This window comes from Blautia sp. BCRC 81119 (assembly GCF_003184505.1).
GTDB classification, from domain to species: Bacteria; Bacillota; Clostridia; order Lachnospirales; family Lachnospiraceae; genus Blautia_A; species Blautia_A fusiformis.
The window spans coordinates 40,571-62,611 of record NZ_QJHD01000005.1 but is presented as its reverse complement, the minus strand read 5'-3'; the positions used below and the strand labels follow the sequence as shown (position 1 = coordinate 62,611).

Below are 22,041 nucleotides of genomic sequence, written 5' to 3'. Positions count from 1 at the left end.
ATATTTAGCAAAAGGGCATGTTCTACATGCCCTTTTGCCCCAAATTACGCTCGCGTTTCGCCTTCACCGACTTTTGTCGTCATAGCATTGTACAACTTAGTATCCTTCGGGAAGCTATCAATAAACGGTATAATATCGGTTCCATTGTAGATAAGGCCATGCCCGGAACCTGCGCTTGTGATATATTCCATCTCAGCATCTGTTAAATTATACATCTGCTGCATCTGAGCACGTCCATATGCATTCATAGACAGCATCATTACGAACTCAGAGTTACCCACAATTGCTCGGCCTTCTTCGGTCTTCATCATATCTTCAACCTGCTGTGTGATTCCAGTCGGAATTCCATTCCATTTTCTTGCACGTCTCCAAATTTGCTGCGTATATTTTGCAGATACTTCCGTCTGTGCGAGCAAGTGGAACTCATCACAGTACAACCATGTCCTTTTGCCCTTTTTGTAGTTGCTAATCATCTTATTCCAGATATTATCAAGACATACCTGAAGGCCAATGGCCTTCATGCCATCTCCAATATCTTTAATGTTATATACGGTAAATCGGTTGTTGATTTCTACGTTTGTCCGGAAAGCAAATGAATTTTGTGTACCTTTTACAAAACGTTCCAGCGCAAGCGCAAGGTTATGAGCTTCCGGTTCTGGCTGCATTTCAATCTCATTGTAAAAGTCTACCAATGTAGGTGCTATTGTTAAGTCCTCTCTTTTTCCTTCAGCCATAAGAGTATCGATATACTGTTTGCACACATTTTTTACACATCTGTCAATTACTGAACGCTGAATCGGAGTCAGCGGATATCTGGAACCAGCTGCAGCTTCACAAAATGAAGCGATGAAATCAGCTTTTAATGTTACCGGGTCGCCTCCATCTTCTGATGCATAATCAAGGCCCATATCCATTGGATTGATATGTACACCGGAGCCAGGCGCAATCCTTATTGAACTACCAAAAAACAACTTAGCCAGAGGAGCGTACTCATTCTCAGGGTCGATAACAAATACATCGTCATCAGTATGCAGCAGGATATTTACGATTTCTCTTTTTGCAGAAAATGACTTACCAGAACCAGGCACGCCAAAGATGCATCCGTTTCCATTCACCGCGCTTGTTCTGTTGTAAAGAATCATCTGTCTTGAAACCCCATTTAATCCATAATACATGCCATCATCCTGCCATAATTCTTTAACTGCAAATGGAAGGAATATCGCTGCCGCTCTGGTATTTAAAAGTCGTTCAACTTTCAACTTATTTACACCTAATGGCAGGCATGAGTTGAGCCCTGCTTCCTGCTGTGTCGCAAGCGTCTTCGCCTGGCAGATAAAACGTTCTGCCGTAGCCTGAAATAGCTTTGTGCTCTCATCAAGTTCATCCTTGTCTTTTCCAAAAAGAACGGCAGATACTGTTGTGTAAAATAATTTCTGGTTATCCTGTGTCAGGTCTCCCATCAGGCTTTCAACTTCCTGCGATGCCTGCTTGATTTCAGGGGAAATAACATCAACAGAATATCCGTTTCTTGATGCTTTTTTCTGAAGAGTTACCACATTTGCGTTTACATCTACTAATTTATTTTTCAGCAGCGTAATAGATTTGCTCTGTGGAAGTGCACGATAATGTACACTCATCAGCATGTTACACGGCATATTGGAAAGCTCCGTCAGGACGTCTCCCCTTAGGAATGTAGGCAGGTCTGTAATCATCATTGCTCTCGCATAAGTCTCACCAATAATCATGTAATCTCGCTCAAAAGTCAGAGCAGTCGGGCCGATAACGTCTTTTGATGTTAATCCCATTTTTTGAATATGCCTCATATTAAAAGACTCCATCACCTTATCACTTTTCATTTTTGTTCTGCGATAAAATGGAACATTGGAATCCATATTGTAAATATCATACAAAGTAGAAAGCCTTTCAACTAATGTTAAAGGGGCCGCATTTGCCTTCTCACCAGCGACTCTCTGAAAACCTCTTTCGATTTCATCATCCAGCCGGCTGAAGGTATTTTTTGCAGAAGTAATGTCATCTGCTTCTACCGTTGCAATAAAATATTTTTCATGAATGATGTTATTTCTTGCTTTTGACATCTTATCAATCAGCATTTCATTCATTTCTTCACGATATTCATTAAGCCTATCGTTTTTCATTGGAATCAGCACTTTTCTCTCTAGTTCCGCATGCTTAATGGTCTTATTAAAAATCACCTGCTGAATATGTACTTCTGGTCCAAATGAACCCAGAAGTTCCATAAAGTTGCCAAATGTTTCCTTCTGCTTTTCTGTATCTTCAATAAGAAAATTCATATCTGGAATTACATACGCTTTTGAATATGAATTTTCATCTACCTGAATGATTCCATTTTCGTATACGCCCATATATGGAATGCTATCCTGAGCTGTCTTTGGTACTTCCAGTGGGCTTTTCTTTTTGGTATTCTTTTTATTCTTTCCAGCGGTTTTGCTGGTTGAACTGAATAATCCCATTAGCTATAAATCCTCCTCATATAATTTGTATTTGACATGTATTACGCATACATAATGTCCTGTTTATTTCTTGCCTTTTTGTTTTTATTTGTTTTTTTCTTTGGTTTCTGTCCATTTTTATTTTTAGTATTGCTTCCATTCTTCTGTTCGTTTTCCTGCTCAATATGTTCAATGATATCCAGCATTGTTTCATATGTAGGCTTTGTTACATAAGGTCTATCCTTAGGTGCCAATAATGAAGGGATGAAGTAATAATATATGTATGTTTCTGGCCTCATCCCATAAGGCTTGCCGATTGCCATATATAAAATAGGTACAGCAAATACCATTCCAAGACATACGATTGTATTCATCGTTAGGTTCAACTTTAATGTGCTTATAACCAAATAATAAATATATTCAACTGCAGCAGCGGCTGCTACGCATACAGCCTGCCTTGCTGTCAATGGTCCAATCAAAGGTGATTCATATGTTGAAACGTCCTTTGGAACCTGTACTTCAATCATCGTGTATTCCTCCTCTTTTTTTTACTTCGCTCCCGTTATCTCTTCACATAACGGCATTGAATTCCAAATAAGACCAAGACGCGCAAGGAGAACTCCAATTACTTTTACAAGAGAATCCTGCCCCGTCAATGTCTTCATAAAAGTTCTTACGCTATCTACTGTAAACTTTGCCGAACCATTAGCCAACGCAACATTCTTTGACTCTGAATATTCTGCTTCTACGAGAATATCCGTTATTGTCTGTCCAATGGTAACATTTGAACCTTTGTTGATAATTGCAAAAATAATAGCCTGAGTCGCTGCATTTATTAAAATGATAACAATAACCTGAAGACTAAGTGCTAAGACCCTCTTCATGTATTGGACTCCTGGACTTGCGGTTCCCTCTCGGTATATGTCTGAAATAGAAAGCGGAGCGAAAGTTACCATAACAACTAATTCCAGAATCCTGCTTATCAGAACAATCTGTAATATGACTTCTCCTATCATAGAGAATAACCATGGAATAATTGATGAAATGACGAAGCCTAATGTTTCAATCGCTTTCATATCTTTTATTCCATTAATTAGCAGTGTTTTATTGTCCGGGTCATCTGTAAAAAAAGCGAATCCACTATCCTTTACGGTATCAATTGTAATTCCTGTACCTGCTTCAATCAGATAATTAGTGATTACATCTGAATATAAAATAAAGAAATAAGACACCACAAACCGAAGTGTTGCTTTAAAAAACTGCTCGATACTGAAATTCTTTTCGGTCACCTTACCTGCCAAGTCAATGAGATACAGTAAAACGGTAATACCTACCGCCAGGCCTTTCACAGTTGAGACCATAGCGGCAAACCCTCCAACCTGCATCACATCGGTCGCTATCTTGTTATACCGAGTTATAAGTTCCAGCACTGCACTTGCCCCGTACATCTGGTTGTAGATAGTTATGGCCATGATAGCTAATAGATTACTAAGCATTTGCCATTAACTCCTCCTGTTCCTATTTGTCATTTTGAACAATGATTCGGTGATAACTCAGGCTTAACGCCTTCGTTCTCAGTATAAATCGATAACTCCCCGACCAAAATCCGGAGTCGTTACCAGACTAACGGAAAACGGGAAGTCTCCCGTTTGAAGTCTGGTTACGAGCGCGAAGTGCGAGCTATCAAAAATGAACTTACGTTCACCTTCGCCAGACGTGGACGGGATTTCTGACTCCCCGTACACGTCCAGCAACCTCCGAACCAACGGACAGCCTAGCTGTTCAGGGTCGTGCTGCTTACGGCAGTCCTCCCCTGATGGCAAACCTGGCTGCGGTCCCTCGTCCATCGATGACATAAAATAAAGTTTTAGTTACGGAAATCATCATCTACAGATGCGTGATTGCTTCTTCTTTTGACGATGTTTTCGTCTCATATCAATATGACAAATAAATATATTTTTTTGTCGTTTTTCTTTCACGAAACATTTTTAATCCTTAAATATGCCTCCACTCCTTTCATAGTCACCTCTTCGTCCTGCGTATACATTAGAACCATTTTTTCAAAAGCCTTCATTTTTGTCTCTGGGGTAGCCGGAAAGATTTTCATTCCTTCCACTTCGTTTGCCGCCATGATTACACATGCAATATCTTCTTCATCCAAGTCCGGTTCTATCGCTTTTATATTGAGGATTTCTTCCTGTAATTTTGACATTGTCTTTTTTTTAAATTTTGCAGACTCTTCAACCTTCTTTAGAAACTCCCTATTTTCGAGTTTCATGATTTCGTCTTCGTTTTTGCAGGTCTTTACTATTTTCCATTTTGTTTTATTTATTCTGATTGTCTTTTCTATGGATTCGCAATATTTCGGACTTTTGCCAATAATATAACAATGACATGGGCCAGCATCCTTCCCTTTTAACTCTCGCACGCTACTCAAACCGGCCGCATTGTTAAGTATATACATTTTGATGCCAATTCCCTGCATCTTTCCAGGTTCGTATTTGTTTGCTCCTTTCTCAGCAATGATTATGATTTTTGTTTTTGCCATTTGTATTCACCTTAATTATCATCAATATCATCCATATAATCATCAGCATCAATATTGTCACCAGGTGGAACCGTCTGGAATCCATTTGATACATTTACATGTCCGCGTATCTGGTCATTTGATAAACGAATACCGTTTGATGTGCTGCCATAAATATAGTTTTTATAATCAGTAGAAACCCCGTTATCTTTAATGGCAAAAGACATAAAAGAAACCACACCAAGTGTTTTACAAAGGTCGTTTAACTCTTCTGCCTTTTTTTGAATATGCTTTTTAAATACATCCTGTCTGTTGTACATATAATCATCTCCTTAATATTGTTCTGTCATTTCGTCAAGGAACTCGTCGAAATCATCCTCATCGCTATAGGATTGAACGCTATTCGCTATATTTGGATGTGCGTCAGTGTGTGCGGTTGTCATGGTTTTATTGTTTGACAATTCGAATGAATCTTCTTTTATCTTGTTGTTATTATCTTTGGAGCCAGGCTCAATACTCTTTGCCTTATCATTTATCAGGGCCTTGTGTTCAGTATTTTTTACGATATCTGCTGGTTCTGCTTCATGCTTTTCTGTAGGCAGCTCAACATACCTGGATTCATTCTCATCTTTTACATTGTCCCATAAACTCCGTTCATCAGTGTCAACCGTGTCATCTGTTATTCCTTTTTTTTGTTTTTCTTTTAGTTTAGCTCCTCTGCTTGCTGCTTTTGTCAACTCGCCGGCTCTGCCGGATTCGTTACCAGATTCTATTGATAACTCGCCGACAAAGTCGGACTCGCTACCAGATTCTATTAAAGTTCTCGTCGTCACATCAGGGCTTTTGAGTTCTGTTTGGGTGCATTTATCTCTTTCTTTTTTTGTCTGTCTTATTTCTTTCTCATCTCTTCCACCCTGAAATTTTCGTGACATTTCATTGAAAAACGATGTATCCCCATTGACACAGTACTCTTCAAGAAAAACACCGCAAAGATATTGACGTAGTACGACTTTAATGAAATTGTTTCTGTATCCTGGTGTTATTTTATGCAGCAAGGAAATCGCATCAGAGTCTTCCTTTCCATCCAGTACCACATGATAGTGATAATACTTCCGGAAGCTCGTCTTTGGATACTTGGCGAGCCTTTTATCATTCGTGTGTAATAATTTGACTTTATACACTTCGCCACGGGCATAAGAATTTAGTACTTGCCTGGTTGTTTCAGGAAAGGAAACTTTCCCTGTTTTATACAGGCCAACCAGGTCCATGTCATGATAGGAATACAGTTTTACTTCTACCTTCATCATTCACTTTTACCTGTCCTCTCTTTTCTCAATCGTCTATAAGCGGACATATAATATCCCCTTGCGTTTGCGTAATAAATTGGAAGCTCGTTTCCATCGTTTCCAGGAATAATCTTCAAATCTTCCAATCCTGATAACGTCTCCCTGAAATATTGAATCCATGCTGCACCGGTTCCACCAGTCACAACAAGTACATCGTAATCGGTGAAATATTCTGCCATTTCATACAGTTTCTTCGCCGCCTGCGTTGCCACTTCCTTGCACGCCTTTTCAATGTATCCGTCCAACGGGATTTTTTTACTGGTCATCTGCCGGATATCAACCACCTTGAAATATCCGTCTTTCATGTATTTCCTCATTTGTGGAATACGGATATCCATCTGATAATCTTTAAAAATATACTCAGCCGCCGTCTCCAATACTCGTTTCATTCCGAGATTGTTGATAGATTCCTCCAAAACCTTCTTCCTATTGATGATTCCGTATGGGTCAAACGTGCCAAATCCAATATCAGCGATGATGATATTTTCCGCCATCAATTCTTTAGCTTCATCTCGTCGTTCTCCTTCATCATTGAACAGAATGGAATTTAAGGTTCCGGCTGGCTGAGACATGACGCTCACATCACTATTTCTTAAATTGTTTTCAAAACGAATCCATCTACCAGTACCGATTTTTACCTCATAAACACCCTGTGCTGTGAATGCGCTTTTGATTTTCGGCGCATCTGCTTTCAGGTATGCGGCTGGAAGTCCAGTTTGGATAAATGGCTTAATCTGTGGCCCTCCCTCTCTTACTTCATTGCTCATCAATCCGATAGCTACAGCCGTCCTGGCAAGAATGATGAATTCCTTTGTAAAATATCGGTTTCTGTCAAACGTAGAACCTGTATCGTTAGTATCATCGGCTCGGACAAGGTCCTGTGCTTTTGTTCCAATCATATACAGGCCTTCTTCATCCCTATAATAGATATCCTCTTCATCTACCGACATCAGATTGCTTTCAATCTGTTTAACATAAGACGGAAAGCAAAACCTTTTATTCGGAGACATTCCCTTTACTCCTGAAAAACCAATATCAACAGCAATGACCCAGTGTGACACCATTGGGTTTTTACATGCAATAATTTCCTGTGCTGTATTAAATGCTTTTAAATCCATTTTTATCCTCCTCTTTTTTCTGCAGTTGTAATTTCAAAACTAAGCAATATATGCTGTGCATTTCCTGTTCTCTTTTAATATGCAGAAAAAATTGCAGAGTGTTATATGATTTATTTTTTTTATACAAAAAAAAGAGAGCCGTATATTTTTGGCTCTCTTTTCCTTTTTTTAGAATTGTTTTTTATAAATAGAATATGTAACAAGTGCAATGCCTACTGCTAATAATACCATAAACACAAGTTTTATGCGGTTTGCAAGAGAACTTGGTTTTTCGTCTTCCTTCTCTGCTTGCTCCTCTTCTGGTGTTACTGTGATTGTATTATCATCTTTAGACGGTGATTCTGAAATCTCAGCATTACCTTCGCTTGAAGATTCACTTTCTGTTTGTGTGTCAGCGTTGCTTTCGTTTTTGCTATTTTTATTTTTGCTGTTCTCTTCTGATAACCTTTTCCATTCATCATATGAAATGTACGGATTGTCTATTTGTTTCATTTCGCCATCTGCAACCCTCTGTTCTACCGTTCCTTTGGCATCTTTATTAAGTGTTTCTAATGTTTCAGCATTCATGTTATCAATATAATTTTGAGCCGCTGGTGTCCAATTATAGTTCTCATCCATATATCCATGTCGGTACATTTCTTTGCAATATTCTTCATAATCATAAGAAGAAGTAAAAGTTGATTTAGGACGATAAAAAGTATCTGGTAACTCATCATCTTCATTCAAATCCTCTTCGCTTGTTTCACTTTCATTGCTGTTTGCAAATACATTCGTTGATTGTATGAAAAATAAGGCAACAAATCCAATTATCAGACTAAATCTCACTATTCTTTTTAATTTCATACATTTATCCTCCATATCATAGTCCTGGGTACTGTCCATACGCTTTAAAACCTTTATAGTCATTTATAACAACGCCTTTTCCTGGTGCATATTTTGTATTTGGTGCTTCTGGAGACCAGCTTGTACAGTGAAGCCAGTACATAGTACCATCGACCGTTCCAAGATATATTCCAATATGTTCATTGCCACCGCTACCTCCAGGTGTCCATGTCTTTTGTCCAAAGTCACCTGGTATCAATTGAGCAGCATCTATTTGCTTAAACCCTTTACCCGCTTCGCAAAAATCTCCGGTACACCAACTAGCTGCACTTTTATCAAGAACACCAGCCCTCCAATAACTTTGTCCAACGAAAGACGAGCAATCGAGATACTTTGGATTATCAATGTCAGTTCTGGCATAGTCCATCGAATACGTCACGCCATACAGCATAACTCCCTGCTGTATAATCTCACGCCTTTCTTTTGTCACCTTACTATCCCATGTCGCCATACACTTTTTCAGTATCTCTTTCATATCATCCGGTAATTGTCCCATATCCAGGTTTCCAGAACCACCGCCAGAGCATTTATAATTTTCAAATACCTTTTGATAAAACTTCTGGTCCGAATATTTATATTTGCCATTTTCATCATCAGCATTAGCTCTTTCTTCACCATGGGCGATTACTTTTGCATAAGCCTCAATGATAGAGTCATAATCCACCTCTTCTTTTTCTGCGGATTGGTTTTTACTACTTGACGCCTTGTTGCTACAATAGTCCGTAAATGTAACAAATCCGGTTTCTTCATCAAGTTTTAGTGGCGACCTATTATATTGATTTTTTATTGCTTTAGAACTTCCACCAAATTCAAATCCCTGGACAACACACATCAATGAATCAGTATTATAAGGTGATGGATAGACTGCTTCTTCCACTATATTCGCAAAGGCCTTTGCCGCGGCATCTATGGATTCCTGCACTGTGTATTTTCCAGCCTCTTTTTTCTTATTTGCTAGGTTTAGCCTTTCATCTTCTCCATATTCGTCTTTTGGCGAGACATTTGCTTTGCTGCTTACCGGAGTAACGTCTCCGTTGCTTGAATCTGCCAGCCATGAACCATTGATATGAAATAAATCAAACTTATCGCTGCCCTCTCCTTTTATATCTTTTTTCATGGCTTCATACTCATCTTTATGCTCATTAAACCTTGCTTGCGCAATTGCCTTAAATATCTCCTTATACGTTTTAAAACCATTATCTTCCGCCGCTTTGTCCATCAGGTCTTCATACTTCGCAACCTCATCAGACAAAACCGCTTCGCAGCTATTACTCAGCTCAACTGTTTCATACATTCCTTCAAATTCATTCCAATTCGTAGAAGAGTAAAAATCTTTCATTTCTGATTCTGTATCTTCATTTTTCCAAAATATTGGCGTTTTTGTTCCATCAGTATTTAAATCAGATATATTATAAATCCCCTCCGCCAAAGCGAACGGCATGCCTCCGACGGTTAATCCCGCCCATTCGTATGCTTTATAATGAAACGTAGATAATCCTTTCATTATTTTTTCCAATGCTTTTTTTTCTTTTTTTGGCATTGTCGTTGGTGTTGGGGTCGCTTTTTTTTGCCCGGATTTATTTGCTTTTGATTTGACGGTTGAAGTTCCTGTAGTAGAGGCCCCAGCCGCATAAACCGGTACGCGAGACGCGGCAATACTTGTGAGTATAAGTGCTAAAACAAGGATTATGGCCACGACTCCCGCAATTAAGCGTTCTCTATGTTTATTTTGTTTTTGTTGTTTTCTCAATTTTATCATCCTCCTACCGCTTACAAACACAGCTTGCGGTTTCCTTGCCTGACGCAATGACGGGCGGAGTGCTCCGCCCGTACCACAATCACGCGTCGAACATACACAATATTACGACTGTAACATTGCCTGAATAGTAGCGATATCTGAATCCATCTCGGCTAAACGCTGCGCTTTATATTGTGCACCAGGCCTTTCGTAATTCGTAATAAAGAATTCGCCTGCTTCTCTTGCAGTCGTACATGCATAGAATCCTTCTACTCCGCTCGGGGACCAATCACTCGTATCTTCCGTAAATTCGCATTCCAAACGTTTTAGCTGGCCTTCAAGCGTATTGTACTGATATCCATTTGCGTTACACCATTGAACAAGTTTTGTTCTGCGTCCAAACGACCATTGAGTTAAGCCATATCCAGTACCGCCAGTTTCTTCTTCTGTATAATTGAATGAGCATTCTCTATAGATATTTACCAATACTCCCATTGCCTGTTCAGAGGTTAATTTTCTCGACATTTTTGTTGTCAGGAATTCATATACTTCTTTAGCAACTTTTGCTTGGTCTCCATCCCACGTTCCAGGATTGAAACTGTCTGTGGTAGAGTTTTCTCCTTCTGAGCATGTTCCACTCAGACTCTTATAATAATCCGGCTTTTTAATATACTGGATTGTACGTTTTAGCGTATTCTCTTTAGCTCTATATGTATCTGCACTTGCGTCACTGCTTTCATAGTTAGGGTTTTCCTTATCAAAATCATCTACTCCATAGATGTTTTTCTCCCACCAGTCATCAAGATTTAACAGACTATCAAAATGCAGGGTAATAACTGCTCCACTGTACTTTGTATGGCCCGGACACGGTGCATACTTTGTTTCATAAACGATGTTTCCATCCGAGTCCGTTTTATATCCGGTGTAGTATTCGATTTGGATATCTCCGTGTTCGTTTCTGACTTGTCTTGTCTTCGTTTCCATAACCGGCACTTGATAAGACATACCATCGGTATTATTTTGACCAACAATCCTTCCATCATCGTTATATACTGGATTGATTGTTCCGTCTGGGCCTGCATGGTACTGCTTAACGGCTGTTCCCGTGATAATATGTGAAGCATTAAAAAGACCAATCAAAGCCGAATATCTCAAATCATCATAGCCGCCTGCTTTGTAATTTGTCAGGTCTAAGCCTTTTTCATTCAGGTATTCTATCAGCTTCCATTTATCATCAACTTCTTTATCCGTCATACCTTTTTGATATGTGTCGTTTGTTTTTGCCTCGTCAAAGCCGGAAGCATCTTTTTTGCTAATGATTGTGCTTTTTGTTGAAGTACTAGAACTTGCCTCAAAATCAAACATAGCCATTACCATAGAAATCAGCTCTTGATTATTATTATAGAATCCATACACTTCACCTTTTGCATCTGCTTTTACATATCCTTCCGGAGTAGGTGTTGGGGTAATACCATCTGGTACTTTTTGCTCTTCCGGAAAAGTGTAGTATATGTTTTTATCCCTATTTAAAATATCACGATAAACATCCTGGTCTATTTCCTGACGATACAGGATATCGGCATTTACGCTTACCGACGAAGCAGCTGCCCCAGTGCCAATCGTTGATGAATCAAATGTCCCATCCAGGATGCTTCCCATATTTGTTGCAGTAGTAGGAATCAATCCATTTCCATTCAATCCTGCAGGTTTAGAGCCATAACCAATAAATTCTGCAAAATCTCGGTGGCTTCCTAAGTGATGTCCATATATTCCTTCTTGCTCTGCTGGATAACCAGTATCTTTCCAAGCCTTTTCATCCGCAATAATAATGTACATAGTATTGGATGCAGGCTGACTGCCTATTGTGAATTCGTTATTAAATTCCACTTTAAGGACATCTCCTACTTTTCCCCAATACGAGCCAAAAGCCGCCATATACATCTTTGTTCCGTTCTGGTCGACGACAGCGTAATTTCCATTGCCTTCAACTGTTACCTTGTTATCCAACGCCTGTTGCCGTGTTCCGGAAGCCCAATTACCATGAATATATTGGTATGTAAACTCATAATTCCACCAGGTCCCCTCAGTCACATCATATAACCCCTGAACCTTAGAACTATCACCCTTTTGTAGCTGTGGTGCATTCATCGTTGAGCCATCTGTACCAGACGCCGAGCCTGTGCTTGACGTTCCACCAAAATGATTCGATAATTCACTTCTGAACGAATTGTGACACAAGGTTAAGACGTCAACCATTTCTTGTAAAACTTCAGTAGTGTCTTCATCGCCTGCATCATAATAGACTTCATTTCCTGCGTTCTTCACATATGAAATAATGCAAAGGATGATTGCCAATACAATAATCAATGCTATGATTATAGGCCCTAATGCTGCTACTAATGCTGAAATCAATGTCTGTATCAACTTTATCGCAGCCTGGATTGCTTTAATCGCGGCCTTTTGCGCTACTTTGGCAACTTTTAAAACGCCTTTTCTGACAACTTTCGTGCCTTTCATCCGTAATTTTTTTACACCTTTTTTTAGCGTTTTTTTAAGTCCGTTTTTTCTAAGATACTGGAAGCCTTTTCTCGCCGCTCTTCCGCCCATATGAACTGCATGAATACCGGCTTTTGCACCTCTATATCCTGCGACCGCAGCATTCCCTATTGACTTTCCAAGCCTGATTGAGGAATTTAGCAACCTTCCAGCGTTCTCTCTCATCCATTTTATTTTTCTTGATGTACGATACGCTTTCATAGCAGAGCCAACAATGATTGACTCCATCATGAGGAGTCCTCGCATCGTATAATCATCGCCCATATATCTATTAGCCAATGATTTTATTTTTCGGTATCCATTTTTAACCGCTTTGACAGCACCTTTGGCATATGCCGTTAATGTTGTTTCTGTCAAATTAAGCAAAAACATCCTTCTTTGCAGTTTAAATACATTTCTTATCAACTCTTTCGTTTCTTTTGAAGTTGTTCCTGCTTTTAATAATTTTTTTAACGCCTTTTTATCTGATGGAAGCCCCCTTGCCTGAAGCACATATGGCAGCGCAGCAGCATAAAACGCTCTTTCTACTTTGAAATCGCCTACGCTCTGGTCCCCGAGCACACCCTTTCGTATAATTTTTTCTCTTGTATTTTCATATACATTCAGATAATCCGTTATTGCACTTGCTGCTTCTGGAGACAATCCGCCGCCAGCCAGAAGTTCTTTTAATGTATCTGTATTCTCAGTAAGACCAAGGTGTTTAAGTTTTGCCTTTGCGTCAAACAGATATTGACGTTCAATATCGCTCAAATAGCGTGTTTCCAAAAACACATTCATTTGATAAAACTGCTTGCTGTTTCCACTGATTGATGTCAATATTTTATCGTAATTTGCAACCAGCGTATTTAGGTCTAATTTCAAATCAATCGACTTCATATTAGCTGCTGCACCTGCAAGCAGCTGTGCTCGAAAGACTGAATGCATTGCCATTTTTTGTTTAAAAATAAGTTGAGAGACTTTGCCTTTGTTTAATGCTTTCTGGTATAAAAGTCCACTATACGATTCTGTTACTTTGTTTGATATAAACTTATCTCCAACTTTCACAAAATCTGCGTCTGTAATAGGCTGGTTTAATGCCGGGGCTATTGTCATCGCCATTGTCATTTGTCTTGCATTGACCTTAACATCTCTTTTAATATGGAATTCCAGGCCAGCCAACGTTTTGGTCGTTCCTATGCTTCCATCCGTACTTATATCAAGGACAGTGCCTGTAGCCGTATAAATCTTGCCGCCATATACAGCCGCGTTTTTCCAACCAACAAAAGCTCTGTCTTTGTCTACTGAATATACGTTCAATACAATTCCATCTATTCTGATAGTCCCGTCAGAACGGACTGTGTATCTTTTTGATTTTCCATTTCTGGATATAGTTACCTGATTTCCTTCTTTTAGGACAAACATCCCAACGTCTGTGAAATTTGAGTTCTTTACGACGCCTGGAATTCCCAGTGTATGTATAGACGGTCTCGTTATATTAAAATTCTGTGTTGCACCAGATGAGGCTGGCCCCACTGGGCCAGATATAGCACCTGGAACGTTCAATCCGGAGCGAGTCCCCGCTGCTATCTCTCTCGCATTTGCAAGGGCCTGCTCTACATTCATCTTTATCGTTTCTGCATCAGCCTGACCTGCCAAAGCATAGGAATCGGCAATTTGTTTTCCGCTTATCTGCGTTGCTGCCTGCGCACTGTTCACTGCACTGGCATATGCAGCAAGTTCGCTAGCCGACATGATTGATGTATCTTTCAGCATCACCATACCTTCCGCTTTGTCTGTAGCAGTCTTTGCGGCATCAGAGGTGGCCTTTGCAGCTTCTCTTGCCGCTAACGCGGCTGCTACTGCAGTTACAGCTGCAGCTCCGGCAACAGCACCTCGTACAGTATGCGTCTGGCCTGAGCCTGACGGTACTGGGATTTCAATAACTTTCGTTTCGTCCTTTTTTTTGATAGATTGAAGGCCATTTTTACTTTCACTCGCAACCGAAGAACTTCTCTTTTGTGGATACACCACATCAGTTTTATCAGACTTTAAGACACGGTTTTCGGCGACTTTTCTGTCAGCCTGTCCATCCTTTCTGCCAACGTAGCTATAGGTCTCTCCTTGGCCGTATGGTTCTTTCCTCTTCTCATCTACTGGGGCCTGTCCTGAAGATTCATATGAATCCCTGCTATATGTCTGCTTTCGTTCAGTGATGCCGCCAGACGGCCTATCCGCATCTTGATTTTCTTGATTAGCAGCCCTATTCCTGAGAACCTCTTCAACAACACTCGCTCCAGGCTTTTCATCCCGATGGTTACCTACATCTTGCTGCCGGTCATACACCATTGCTTTTGCTTCGGAAGGCTGGTGACTGTCCCCATCTAGTCCTGGATATTGATTCGAGGCAGTATGTGAATCTGGCATCTGAGAGATTGGTCTTCGGACAATGTTATCGGCCTGGAACCTTTCACTTTTAGATAAATCATCTACTGCAGATTGACGCCTAGATGTCACCTCTGATGCACTAATTTCTCTTGTACTACTCTTTTCATATTTTTTTTCTACTTCTCCAATTCCGTCAGAGAATGGTGGCTGCACACTTCCTGTAGGCTTATCCACAAGCCCCTGTCTTTCCAGATTTTCATAACCACGGTCTTTACGCTCGGCTTCTTTCTGTCCAGCCATTTCATATGAACTGCCTACATATCTTTTTGCATTTTCTGAAGCCGGTTCAGCAGACGGACGTTTATCTGCGCCAGAGTTTAAGACAGAGTGTGAATCTCCATTTTCTTTTCTGGCGATGCTGTCTGTACTATTCGCTGTGGCGTCATAGGTTCTTCTTTCATTCCGTGCTACGAATGACGAAGATTGGTCTTCATTCTTAGTAGCATCATCGATGGACGGGAAACCGCGGTTAACCTTCGGTTGCCCGTCGGTCTGGAGGTCACCAGACGTGTACGTGGAGCTAGAAACCCCGTCCACGTCTGGTGAAGGTGAACGCAAGTTCACCGAATCATATGTCTTGGGTTTAAACGATGCGTATGTATCCTCACCGGTACCCTTGTGAGATTGAATATCAGCAGATTCCCGTTGTCCAGCCTGCTCATATGAATCATTAATGTATTTTTTACTTTCTGATGCTTCTCTTTTATATTGTGCGGTTCCATTTGATGCGTTTCCTGAGTCTGGATTACTGATGGCATTCCCGTCATATACTGATTCCTTTTCATGCTGAGGAATGCTGCTCGCTTTATACGGTTCACTGCTATTAGGCTTATCGAATCCCTGTGTGCTTCTATAATCTTCTGTGTCATGCTCTCTGCGTTTTTCTACAATAGAGCCCTCTGACTCCGTGTGTTTGTTTATACCGGCATCCTTCTTGTATATAAAACCTTCGTTATATTCACTGCCTTGATTTGGCCCAACCCTTTCAGTATTGCGATTTGTATGGCTATTCTCAGCTTCATATAAACGGTTTTCCTTATCAGTACCACCATAACCTTCGTCATATTGATGGCGCTTATAAGTTTCACCGGTATCTCTTTGTCCAGACTTTTCATACGAATCAGATATATATTTGTTTTCCGATTCAGTCCTTCTTGTATTATCTACTGCCGCTTCTGAGCCTGCCTCTGAATGATATTGAGCCGTATCCTCAGCCTTCTTCCTGTCAAGTATGCCAGCACCCACCGAACCCTCACGGATTCCCCGCGATGACTGGCACCTTGATTCGTTATGAACGTCTGCACGATTTCTTTCATCCCTTACCTCGGGTCTGTCCTGTTCAAAAAAATCAGAATAAGTATCTCCTTTTACAACATGACTTACATCCTGAGCGCTTTTCGTGTTAAGTTCTTCATGACCAGATATTTGTTCTACATTTTCCCGCTTTGGTTCAAATACTTGAGGACCAGTTCTATTTATGTCTTCTGTAATATGGGAATCTTTTTCCGCATAGTCATTTGTGATACGAGAAGAATACTCATTTGTCGCAGACCTGTTATTATCTTTCTTTTCAGGCTCCGGCCTTTCATCTCTCTTATCATACTTATGCGACCTGTCTTGTGCATCTGATAATGTGTCATTGTCCTTGGTCTGCATCTGCTGATACAAATCAGACGGCTTATTGATAGTTCGAGCTTCGCGCTCGTACCCAGACGCTGAACGTGGATTCAACCCCTCGTGAGAAGTTAAAATTGAAGTATTTGACTCATGGGCGGATTCTTGCCGGTCATGGATTTCCCGTTCTTCGTTAAACGTATCTGGTTCATAATACTGAGTTTTACTCTCATTGTGTTTTGTCGATTCGTCTGGAATATTACCTTTCACCACATTTGTAACACCATCTGCACTTTTACTCTTATCGTGTATACTTGTAATATTAACAGTTGTTTCAGGTCTCTCAGCCAGTTCCTTTTGCCTTAAAGCTTCTCTTTGCCGTTGCTGTTCTTCAGCCCTGGCTATGGCCTCTCCACGTTCGTCTTCAAGTTTGGATTCCAGAGACATACGATGTTCATTATCATATCGCTCCTGTTCCGCAGCACGAGACAATGCTTCACGGCGTTCTTCGTCAAGACGAGCCCGCATCTCGTCACCTTTTCGGTATTTCTCACTGTCTCTCTGGTTTCCGGTATGTTCTCCATCTACGATATTCTTTAAAACTCGGTCTTTCGTTGAAAGCCCCTGTGGCTCTTCCGGTCCTGGCTCCTCTTCGCCCTCTTCTACCTCTTCATCTGCAGAGACATCCTCAATGGTTCTTTCACCATGTCCATCTTCTTGTCTCTCAAGCTGAAGTTCTCGCAGATATTCATAAAATTCCGGATACTTATCTGGAATTTCTAAAATTTCCGCATTATCAAAAAGTTCATCCAGGTCAACTCTGCTTAAAGCCTCATCTGCCGCTTTAAAGCTAATCCTTTCCTCGTCTGATATATCTGGGGAATCCTGTTTTCCGTCTATATCTATCATATCCAGACATAAACCTCTCTGAAACAGATTGGCCAATAAGCTTATATATTCTTCTTTTGGCAACATCCTTTTCACCTCCCTTAATCTGAATTTTTTGCTGCTGCAATAATCTCCGACAGCCTTAGTGTATGGATATTACGACCTTTGAACATCTCGTATTTTCTCGGGTCATCCAAAATCACATCAATTTTATTTGTCATTGCATAAAGTATTGCATATGCTTCATCTTCCGATAATATTTCATCATTTCCGATAATACTTCGGAGAACTATCTTACTCGTTATAAGCTCTGCTCTTTTGATTTCGCCCCTGAATATCTTTAGACTGTCTAAATCCAGGTTCTTCGCAAAATAGTCGTATATCTCCGGAGTCGTGTAGACCTCATCGTATAGATTCAAAATCAGGTATTCATAGCCTGAACGAAATAAAGTCTGTATAATTTCTTTATCAGCAATGAGTGCAGATTTTGCTTCTGGCAAATCACTGTATTTTGTCAATTTCCTTTCCTCCTTGCCTTTGCTTTTTCTTTTTTTTGCATTTTGTGGTTGTCCCTGTTGCTATTTCAGAAACAGGAATTAATTACCGCTTATTCTAATATGCTAAATTTTTTAAAAAACGAATGCATTCTGTGCGCAAAAAAAAGAGAAAGATAAGACTTCGTCCTCATCTCTCTCCTTCCTTATTTTTTTCGTTTTTGCTATCTCGATAACTCGCCGGCTTCGTCGGAGTCGTTACCAAGCGGTTTTTGCCGCTGACAAGCGAAGCCGTAAGGCTGAGTGCAGAGATTAAAATTGATATCTCGCCGTTCCGGCTCGTTCCCAAGCCTCGCAGAGACTGACAAACGAAGCCGCAAGGCTGAGTGTAATGCACGAATGGGGATTCAGACCCGCGTGCGAAGTTAAGACCTGAACCTTTGACCCACGGACGGCTTTTTGTCAGCCAGGGATTTTCGCCCTTCGTAAATACTTTGTTTCATTGCTGTATCTAGCGCTATAGCCCATATCACTCCAAAGCACATTGCGCTTAGCATAAAAATACTTGCGCCCATATTCACGAACAGTCCTGAAATGCAAGCAACAGCAGAAACTAAAGTATTTGCCCAATTTCTTTTCAATAGAAAGATAAACAACACAATTAGCATCCCTGCAATTGGAAGATACGCCAACCATCCTTGCTGCAATGGGCTTAACATTAAATGACAGTCTCCTACATGTAAAATTTCAAAAATGGCTTTTTTTACTTTTTCGAAATACCATGCACCTTCTCCTGTATTATTAAAAACAGAATCCCACTGCTTATCGTTTAAATACAGCGCCATTTTAAACAATGATTTTTTATTCTGTACATTGTCTGGCAAATTTAATGCAAATAAAAACGCATGGCGGTTTGTTTTAAATGACAGCACGTATTCAAAATTCGACATCACGCGCTGTAGCTTACTGTTCCATGTATACGCTGTATTAACAAGATAATTTATAAAATACGTGATTAACAACATGATTCCAATATACACCGGAAAGAATAAATTTACTTTTGCTGCTTCCGTCTTTTTTTTATTCTTTTTTATCTCTATTACCCAAAATAGTCCCTTCACAGTTGACCCGATAATCACTGCCGAACAAAAAGCGACAAAAATAACAGACCATGCGATTGACGTTGCACCAAAATATTTTTCAAAGAAATAAGAAGACTCAGCAAGCAACGATTTTAATATTCTCAACACATCCCTGTCCTCCTTATGTCTTCGAAAATCTTACAAATTGACTCTCTGCATTTTGAGCTTGGATGCAGCGTGTCCAGATTTGAAAAATAGAATTTCGACAATTCAATTATCATAAGTTCAACATATCTTTGTTCCTTTTCTGTCATCTCCCCTCTTTCACTTATATCTTTAAACCATACAGCCGCATCCATATATTGTTTTACTTTTTCCTCCGCTGCAGCTACCTGTGCAGTTCTTTTTTCTGATTTTTTTCTTTCTTTTTCTTTCTTATCTTCGTCACTCCAGAGGTCGTCTTCTGTGGATTCATCTTCATCAACAATCTCATCATCTCTGTTATCTTTATACATCCACATGCGGTCCGTTTCGTCTTCGCACTTTTTATCAATCTTTGCCTGCGCATGAGATGCAATAAGAGCCTCTCCGCTCTCATTATCAACAAACTCCATGTCTGAATAATCAGCTATATGCTCTACCAATGGATTAATCACTTTTCTGCTTTTTTTTCTTCCTCTGGACATATTATTTCCCCCATGTTTTTTAATTTTTCTTTTAATCTTGTTATCCTGTTCCTCTTAAAACGATTACTTGCTGCAGTCTGTAAAGCGTCATTAACCACTATAAGAACAACGCTCTTGCGCGCCCTGGAAATCGCTGTATTCACCATATTCCTTGTTAACAATGAAACCGGCTTGTCCGGGAGCATAATATAAATATCATTATATTCGCTTCCCTGGCTCTTATGGATGGTAATCGCATCTGCGTGTTCCATGTCCACCGCATCATCTTTGTTTATATCTATTACTTTATCTTCACCCTGCATCCTGACTTTAACTGGATTTGTCAGCGTTTCAATAAATCCAATATCACCATTACAATACCCGGAATCGTAATTATTTTTTGTAAAAACAACCTTGTCTCCAATCTTAAAATGGTCTCCGTGAAACCAGATACCGGGTTGCTCCACATCCTCAAATTCTTTATTTAAAGCCATCGTACCGACCACGCCCTTTTTGGTCGTGGATAAAATCTGCGTATTGTGAGGGTCGCCGTGATACCGTGATTTTAAATAGGCCCTGGCTTCCTCTTCCGACTTACATGTTCTTACCACAAATGATTCATTTTCAATGAAATTGCTCTTGCCAGCAAGCACTTTCCCGCAGTTATCAATAACCGCTGAGCCTTCTCCCTGACGCATGATTTTTTTGAGTTTCACCTTTGGTATAACGTCTGAATCAATCATATCTCTTAAAACTGCACCGCATCCAACACTTTCAAGCTGGTCAGGGTCTCCGCTTAGAATCAGTTTTGCACCTGATTTGACAGCTTTCAAAAGATGATATATCAGGTCTGTATCTACCATCGACATTTCATCAACTATAATAAGTTTTTCATTTAATGGGTTTTCTTCATTCTTACCGGCATCATCCGGCATATATGGATTCAACTCAAGCATTATATGTATTGTTGAAGACTCATGCCCTGAATGCTCTTTCAGCACACCTGCTGCACGTGCAGTTGGTGCGCATAGCCGTATCTCTTCGTCTGGGTATCTTTTTTTAAAAAGGTCAATAGCGCCACAGATTGTATGCGTTTTCCCGGTTCCGCCTCGTCCAAGGAGCAAAACAACACTGTTTTTATCAAAACTTTTCAGAAATTCGAGCTGTTCTTTATTGTATTTATCTTTGATAGATTCAAATACATCTTCCTTTGTTCCCATCTCGGTATTTATCTGCATCAACCTGCTAATCTGGAACGCGATATCGGCCTCCTTATCCATTGTCCGGATAAACCCAAGCATGCCATTTTCACAATACACGCTCTTCATATCTACAAGAGTCGCCAAAATGTAATATGGAGACACAACATAATCCTTCCATGCTGAATATCGATGAAGCCTCGCGCAATTGATATAAAAATCTTTCAATTTGATTGCTGTGTTTCCAGACTGTTCGTTATTTACCAATACCTGATATATCATTGACCTGACCCGTTCTGTAGACAAATATCCAAAGCCGAGGTCCTTTGCAAAATTATCTGCGACCTGAAAATCCAGTTCCATTTTTTGCAAGACAGCATAAGGGTTCTGACACAACTTTTCTTCTGCTTCCAGCCCATACCATGCAGTCAGCATATCTATTTGCGGATACCCGATTCCATACTTTTGATACTTTTTTACGAGATGGTCTTTTTCCATCATCGCTCCCACTGTCTCTTTAAGTTCAGACAAGTAACGCTTTGAGCCCTTCAGTCCTTTCCAGAATTCCTTGTCATTCCACACATCAGAAAGCCTGCTTATGTCACCATCAACAGCATCCAGTATTCGGTTTGCAGTTTTACTTGATATTCCTTTCACCTTCACCAATAGCGTTTTTGCGTATTCTTCGTCGTTATAATTAATACACGTATATGCGACTCGGTTCATGTATTTTTCTTTTACATATTTTGTAATTTTTTCAATCTTCAATTCACGAAAATCTATCTTCAAAATCTTGTCCATATTATCTGCTGCAAATTCTGTAGTAATCGGGACACCTGGGACAACATCCGGGATTTTTCCGGCGCACAACGCTTCAAATCGCGGGCAGTCTTTATCGTAATCACTTTTAAATAAAAATTCAGCATACCCGTCACTACAACGGTCTATTAAAAAATCGACAATCCTACCTCTTACTGGAATCATTGATGATATGCTCCTTTCCTGTCCTTTCTGCAAAACCAGTATGCTGAATTTTT

General features: G+C 40.1%; 14 protein-coding genes. All 14 read right to left on the bottom strand.

What is annotated here, in order from left to right; genetic code table 11:
* Positions 1–44 precede the first annotated feature (44 nt).
* The 14 genes from DMI82_RS04250 to DMI82_RS04175 all read right to left on the bottom strand — a co-directional run bounded on the left by DMI82_RS04250 (position 45) and on the right by DMI82_RS04175 (position 21,988).
* Complete coding sequence (locus DMI82_RS04250; protein WP_110102588.1) at positions 45–2,492, bottom strand: VirB4-like conjugal transfer ATPase, CD1110 family; 2,448 nt, start codon at positions 2,490–2,492, stop codon at positions 45–47.
* Positions 2,493–2,533: 41 nt separating this feature from the next.
* The gene (locus tag DMI82_RS04245; protein ID WP_110102587.1) at positions 2,534–2,998 is read right to left on the bottom strand and encodes a PrgI family protein; all 465 of its coding nucleotides are present in this window, start codon (positions 2,996–2,998) and stop codon (positions 2,534–2,536) included.
* Between the two features lie 21 nt (positions 2,999–3,019).
* Positions 3,020–3,967 carry a hypothetical protein gene (locus tag DMI82_RS04240; RefSeq protein WP_110102586.1) on the bottom strand — a complete coding sequence of 316 codons (948 nt, stop codon included), beginning with the start codon at positions 3,965–3,967 and terminating at the stop codon, positions 3,020–3,022.
* Positions 3,968–4,446: 479 nt separating this feature from the next.
* Positions 4,447–5,019: a hypothetical protein gene (locus tag DMI82_RS04235; protein ID WP_110102585.1), complete on the bottom strand. Its 573-nt coding sequence runs from the start codon at positions 5,017–5,019 to the stop codon at positions 4,447–4,449.
* Positions 5,020–5,030: 11 nt separating this feature from the next.
* A complete protein-coding gene (locus DMI82_RS04230) occupies positions 5,031–5,318 on the bottom strand; it encodes a hypothetical protein (protein WP_110102584.1) in 288 nt (95 codons plus the stop codon).
* A gap of 12 nt (positions 5,319–5,330) precedes the next feature.
* Positions 5,331–6,305: a hypothetical protein gene (locus DMI82_RS04225; protein ID WP_110102583.1), complete on the bottom strand. Its 975-nt coding sequence runs from the start codon at positions 6,303–6,305 to the stop codon at positions 5,331–5,333.
* Positions 6,302–7,462, bottom strand: coding sequence for a ParM/StbA family protein (locus DMI82_RS04220; RefSeq protein WP_110102582.1), 1,161 nt, complete (start codon positions 7,460–7,462; stop codon positions 6,302–6,304). Before DMI82_RS04220 ends, DMI82_RS04225 begins: the two co-directional genes overlap by 4 nt.
* 168 nt (positions 7,463–7,630) lie before the next feature.
* The gene (locus tag DMI82_RS04215; RefSeq protein WP_146207130.1) at positions 7,631–8,305 is read right to left on the bottom strand and encodes a hypothetical protein; all 675 of its coding nucleotides are present in this window, start codon (positions 8,303–8,305) and stop codon (positions 7,631–7,633) included.
* 16 nt (positions 8,306–8,321) lie between these two features.
* Complete coding sequence (locus DMI82_RS04210) at positions 8,322–10,094, bottom strand: NlpC/P60 family protein (RefSeq protein WP_146207129.1); 1,773 nt, start codon at positions 10,092–10,094, stop codon at positions 8,322–8,324.
* Between the two features lie 111 nt (positions 10,095–10,205).
* Positions 10,206–17,651 carry a phage tail tip lysozyme gene (locus DMI82_RS04205; protein ID WP_146207128.1) on the bottom strand — a complete coding sequence of 2,482 codons (7,446 nt, stop codon included), beginning with the start codon at positions 17,649–17,651 and terminating at the stop codon, positions 10,206–10,208.
* A gap of 14 nt (positions 17,652–17,665) precedes the next feature.
* Positions 17,666–18,082 (bottom strand): hypothetical protein, encoded by a 417-nt coding sequence (locus DMI82_RS04190; protein ID WP_110102576.1) that lies wholly within the window; start codon positions 18,080–18,082, stop codon positions 17,666–17,668.
* Between the two features lie 401 nt (positions 18,083–18,483).
* Positions 18,484–19,308 carry a hypothetical protein gene (locus DMI82_RS04185; RefSeq protein WP_110102575.1) on the bottom strand — a complete coding sequence of 275 codons (825 nt, stop codon included), beginning with the start codon at positions 19,306–19,308 and terminating at the stop codon, positions 18,484–18,486.
* Positions 19,302–19,826 (bottom strand): hypothetical protein, encoded by a 525-nt coding sequence (locus DMI82_RS04180; RefSeq protein ID WP_110102574.1) that lies wholly within the window; start codon positions 19,824–19,826, stop codon positions 19,302–19,304. The genes DMI82_RS04185 and DMI82_RS04180 overlap by 7 nt, the downstream gene beginning before the upstream one ends.
* Positions 19,793–21,988, bottom strand: coding sequence for an AAA family ATPase (locus DMI82_RS04175; protein ID WP_110102573.1), 2,196 nt, complete (start codon positions 21,986–21,988; stop codon positions 19,793–19,795). The genes DMI82_RS04180 and DMI82_RS04175 overlap by 34 nt, the downstream gene beginning before the upstream one ends.
* Positions 21,989–22,041: the final 53 nt, after the last annotated feature.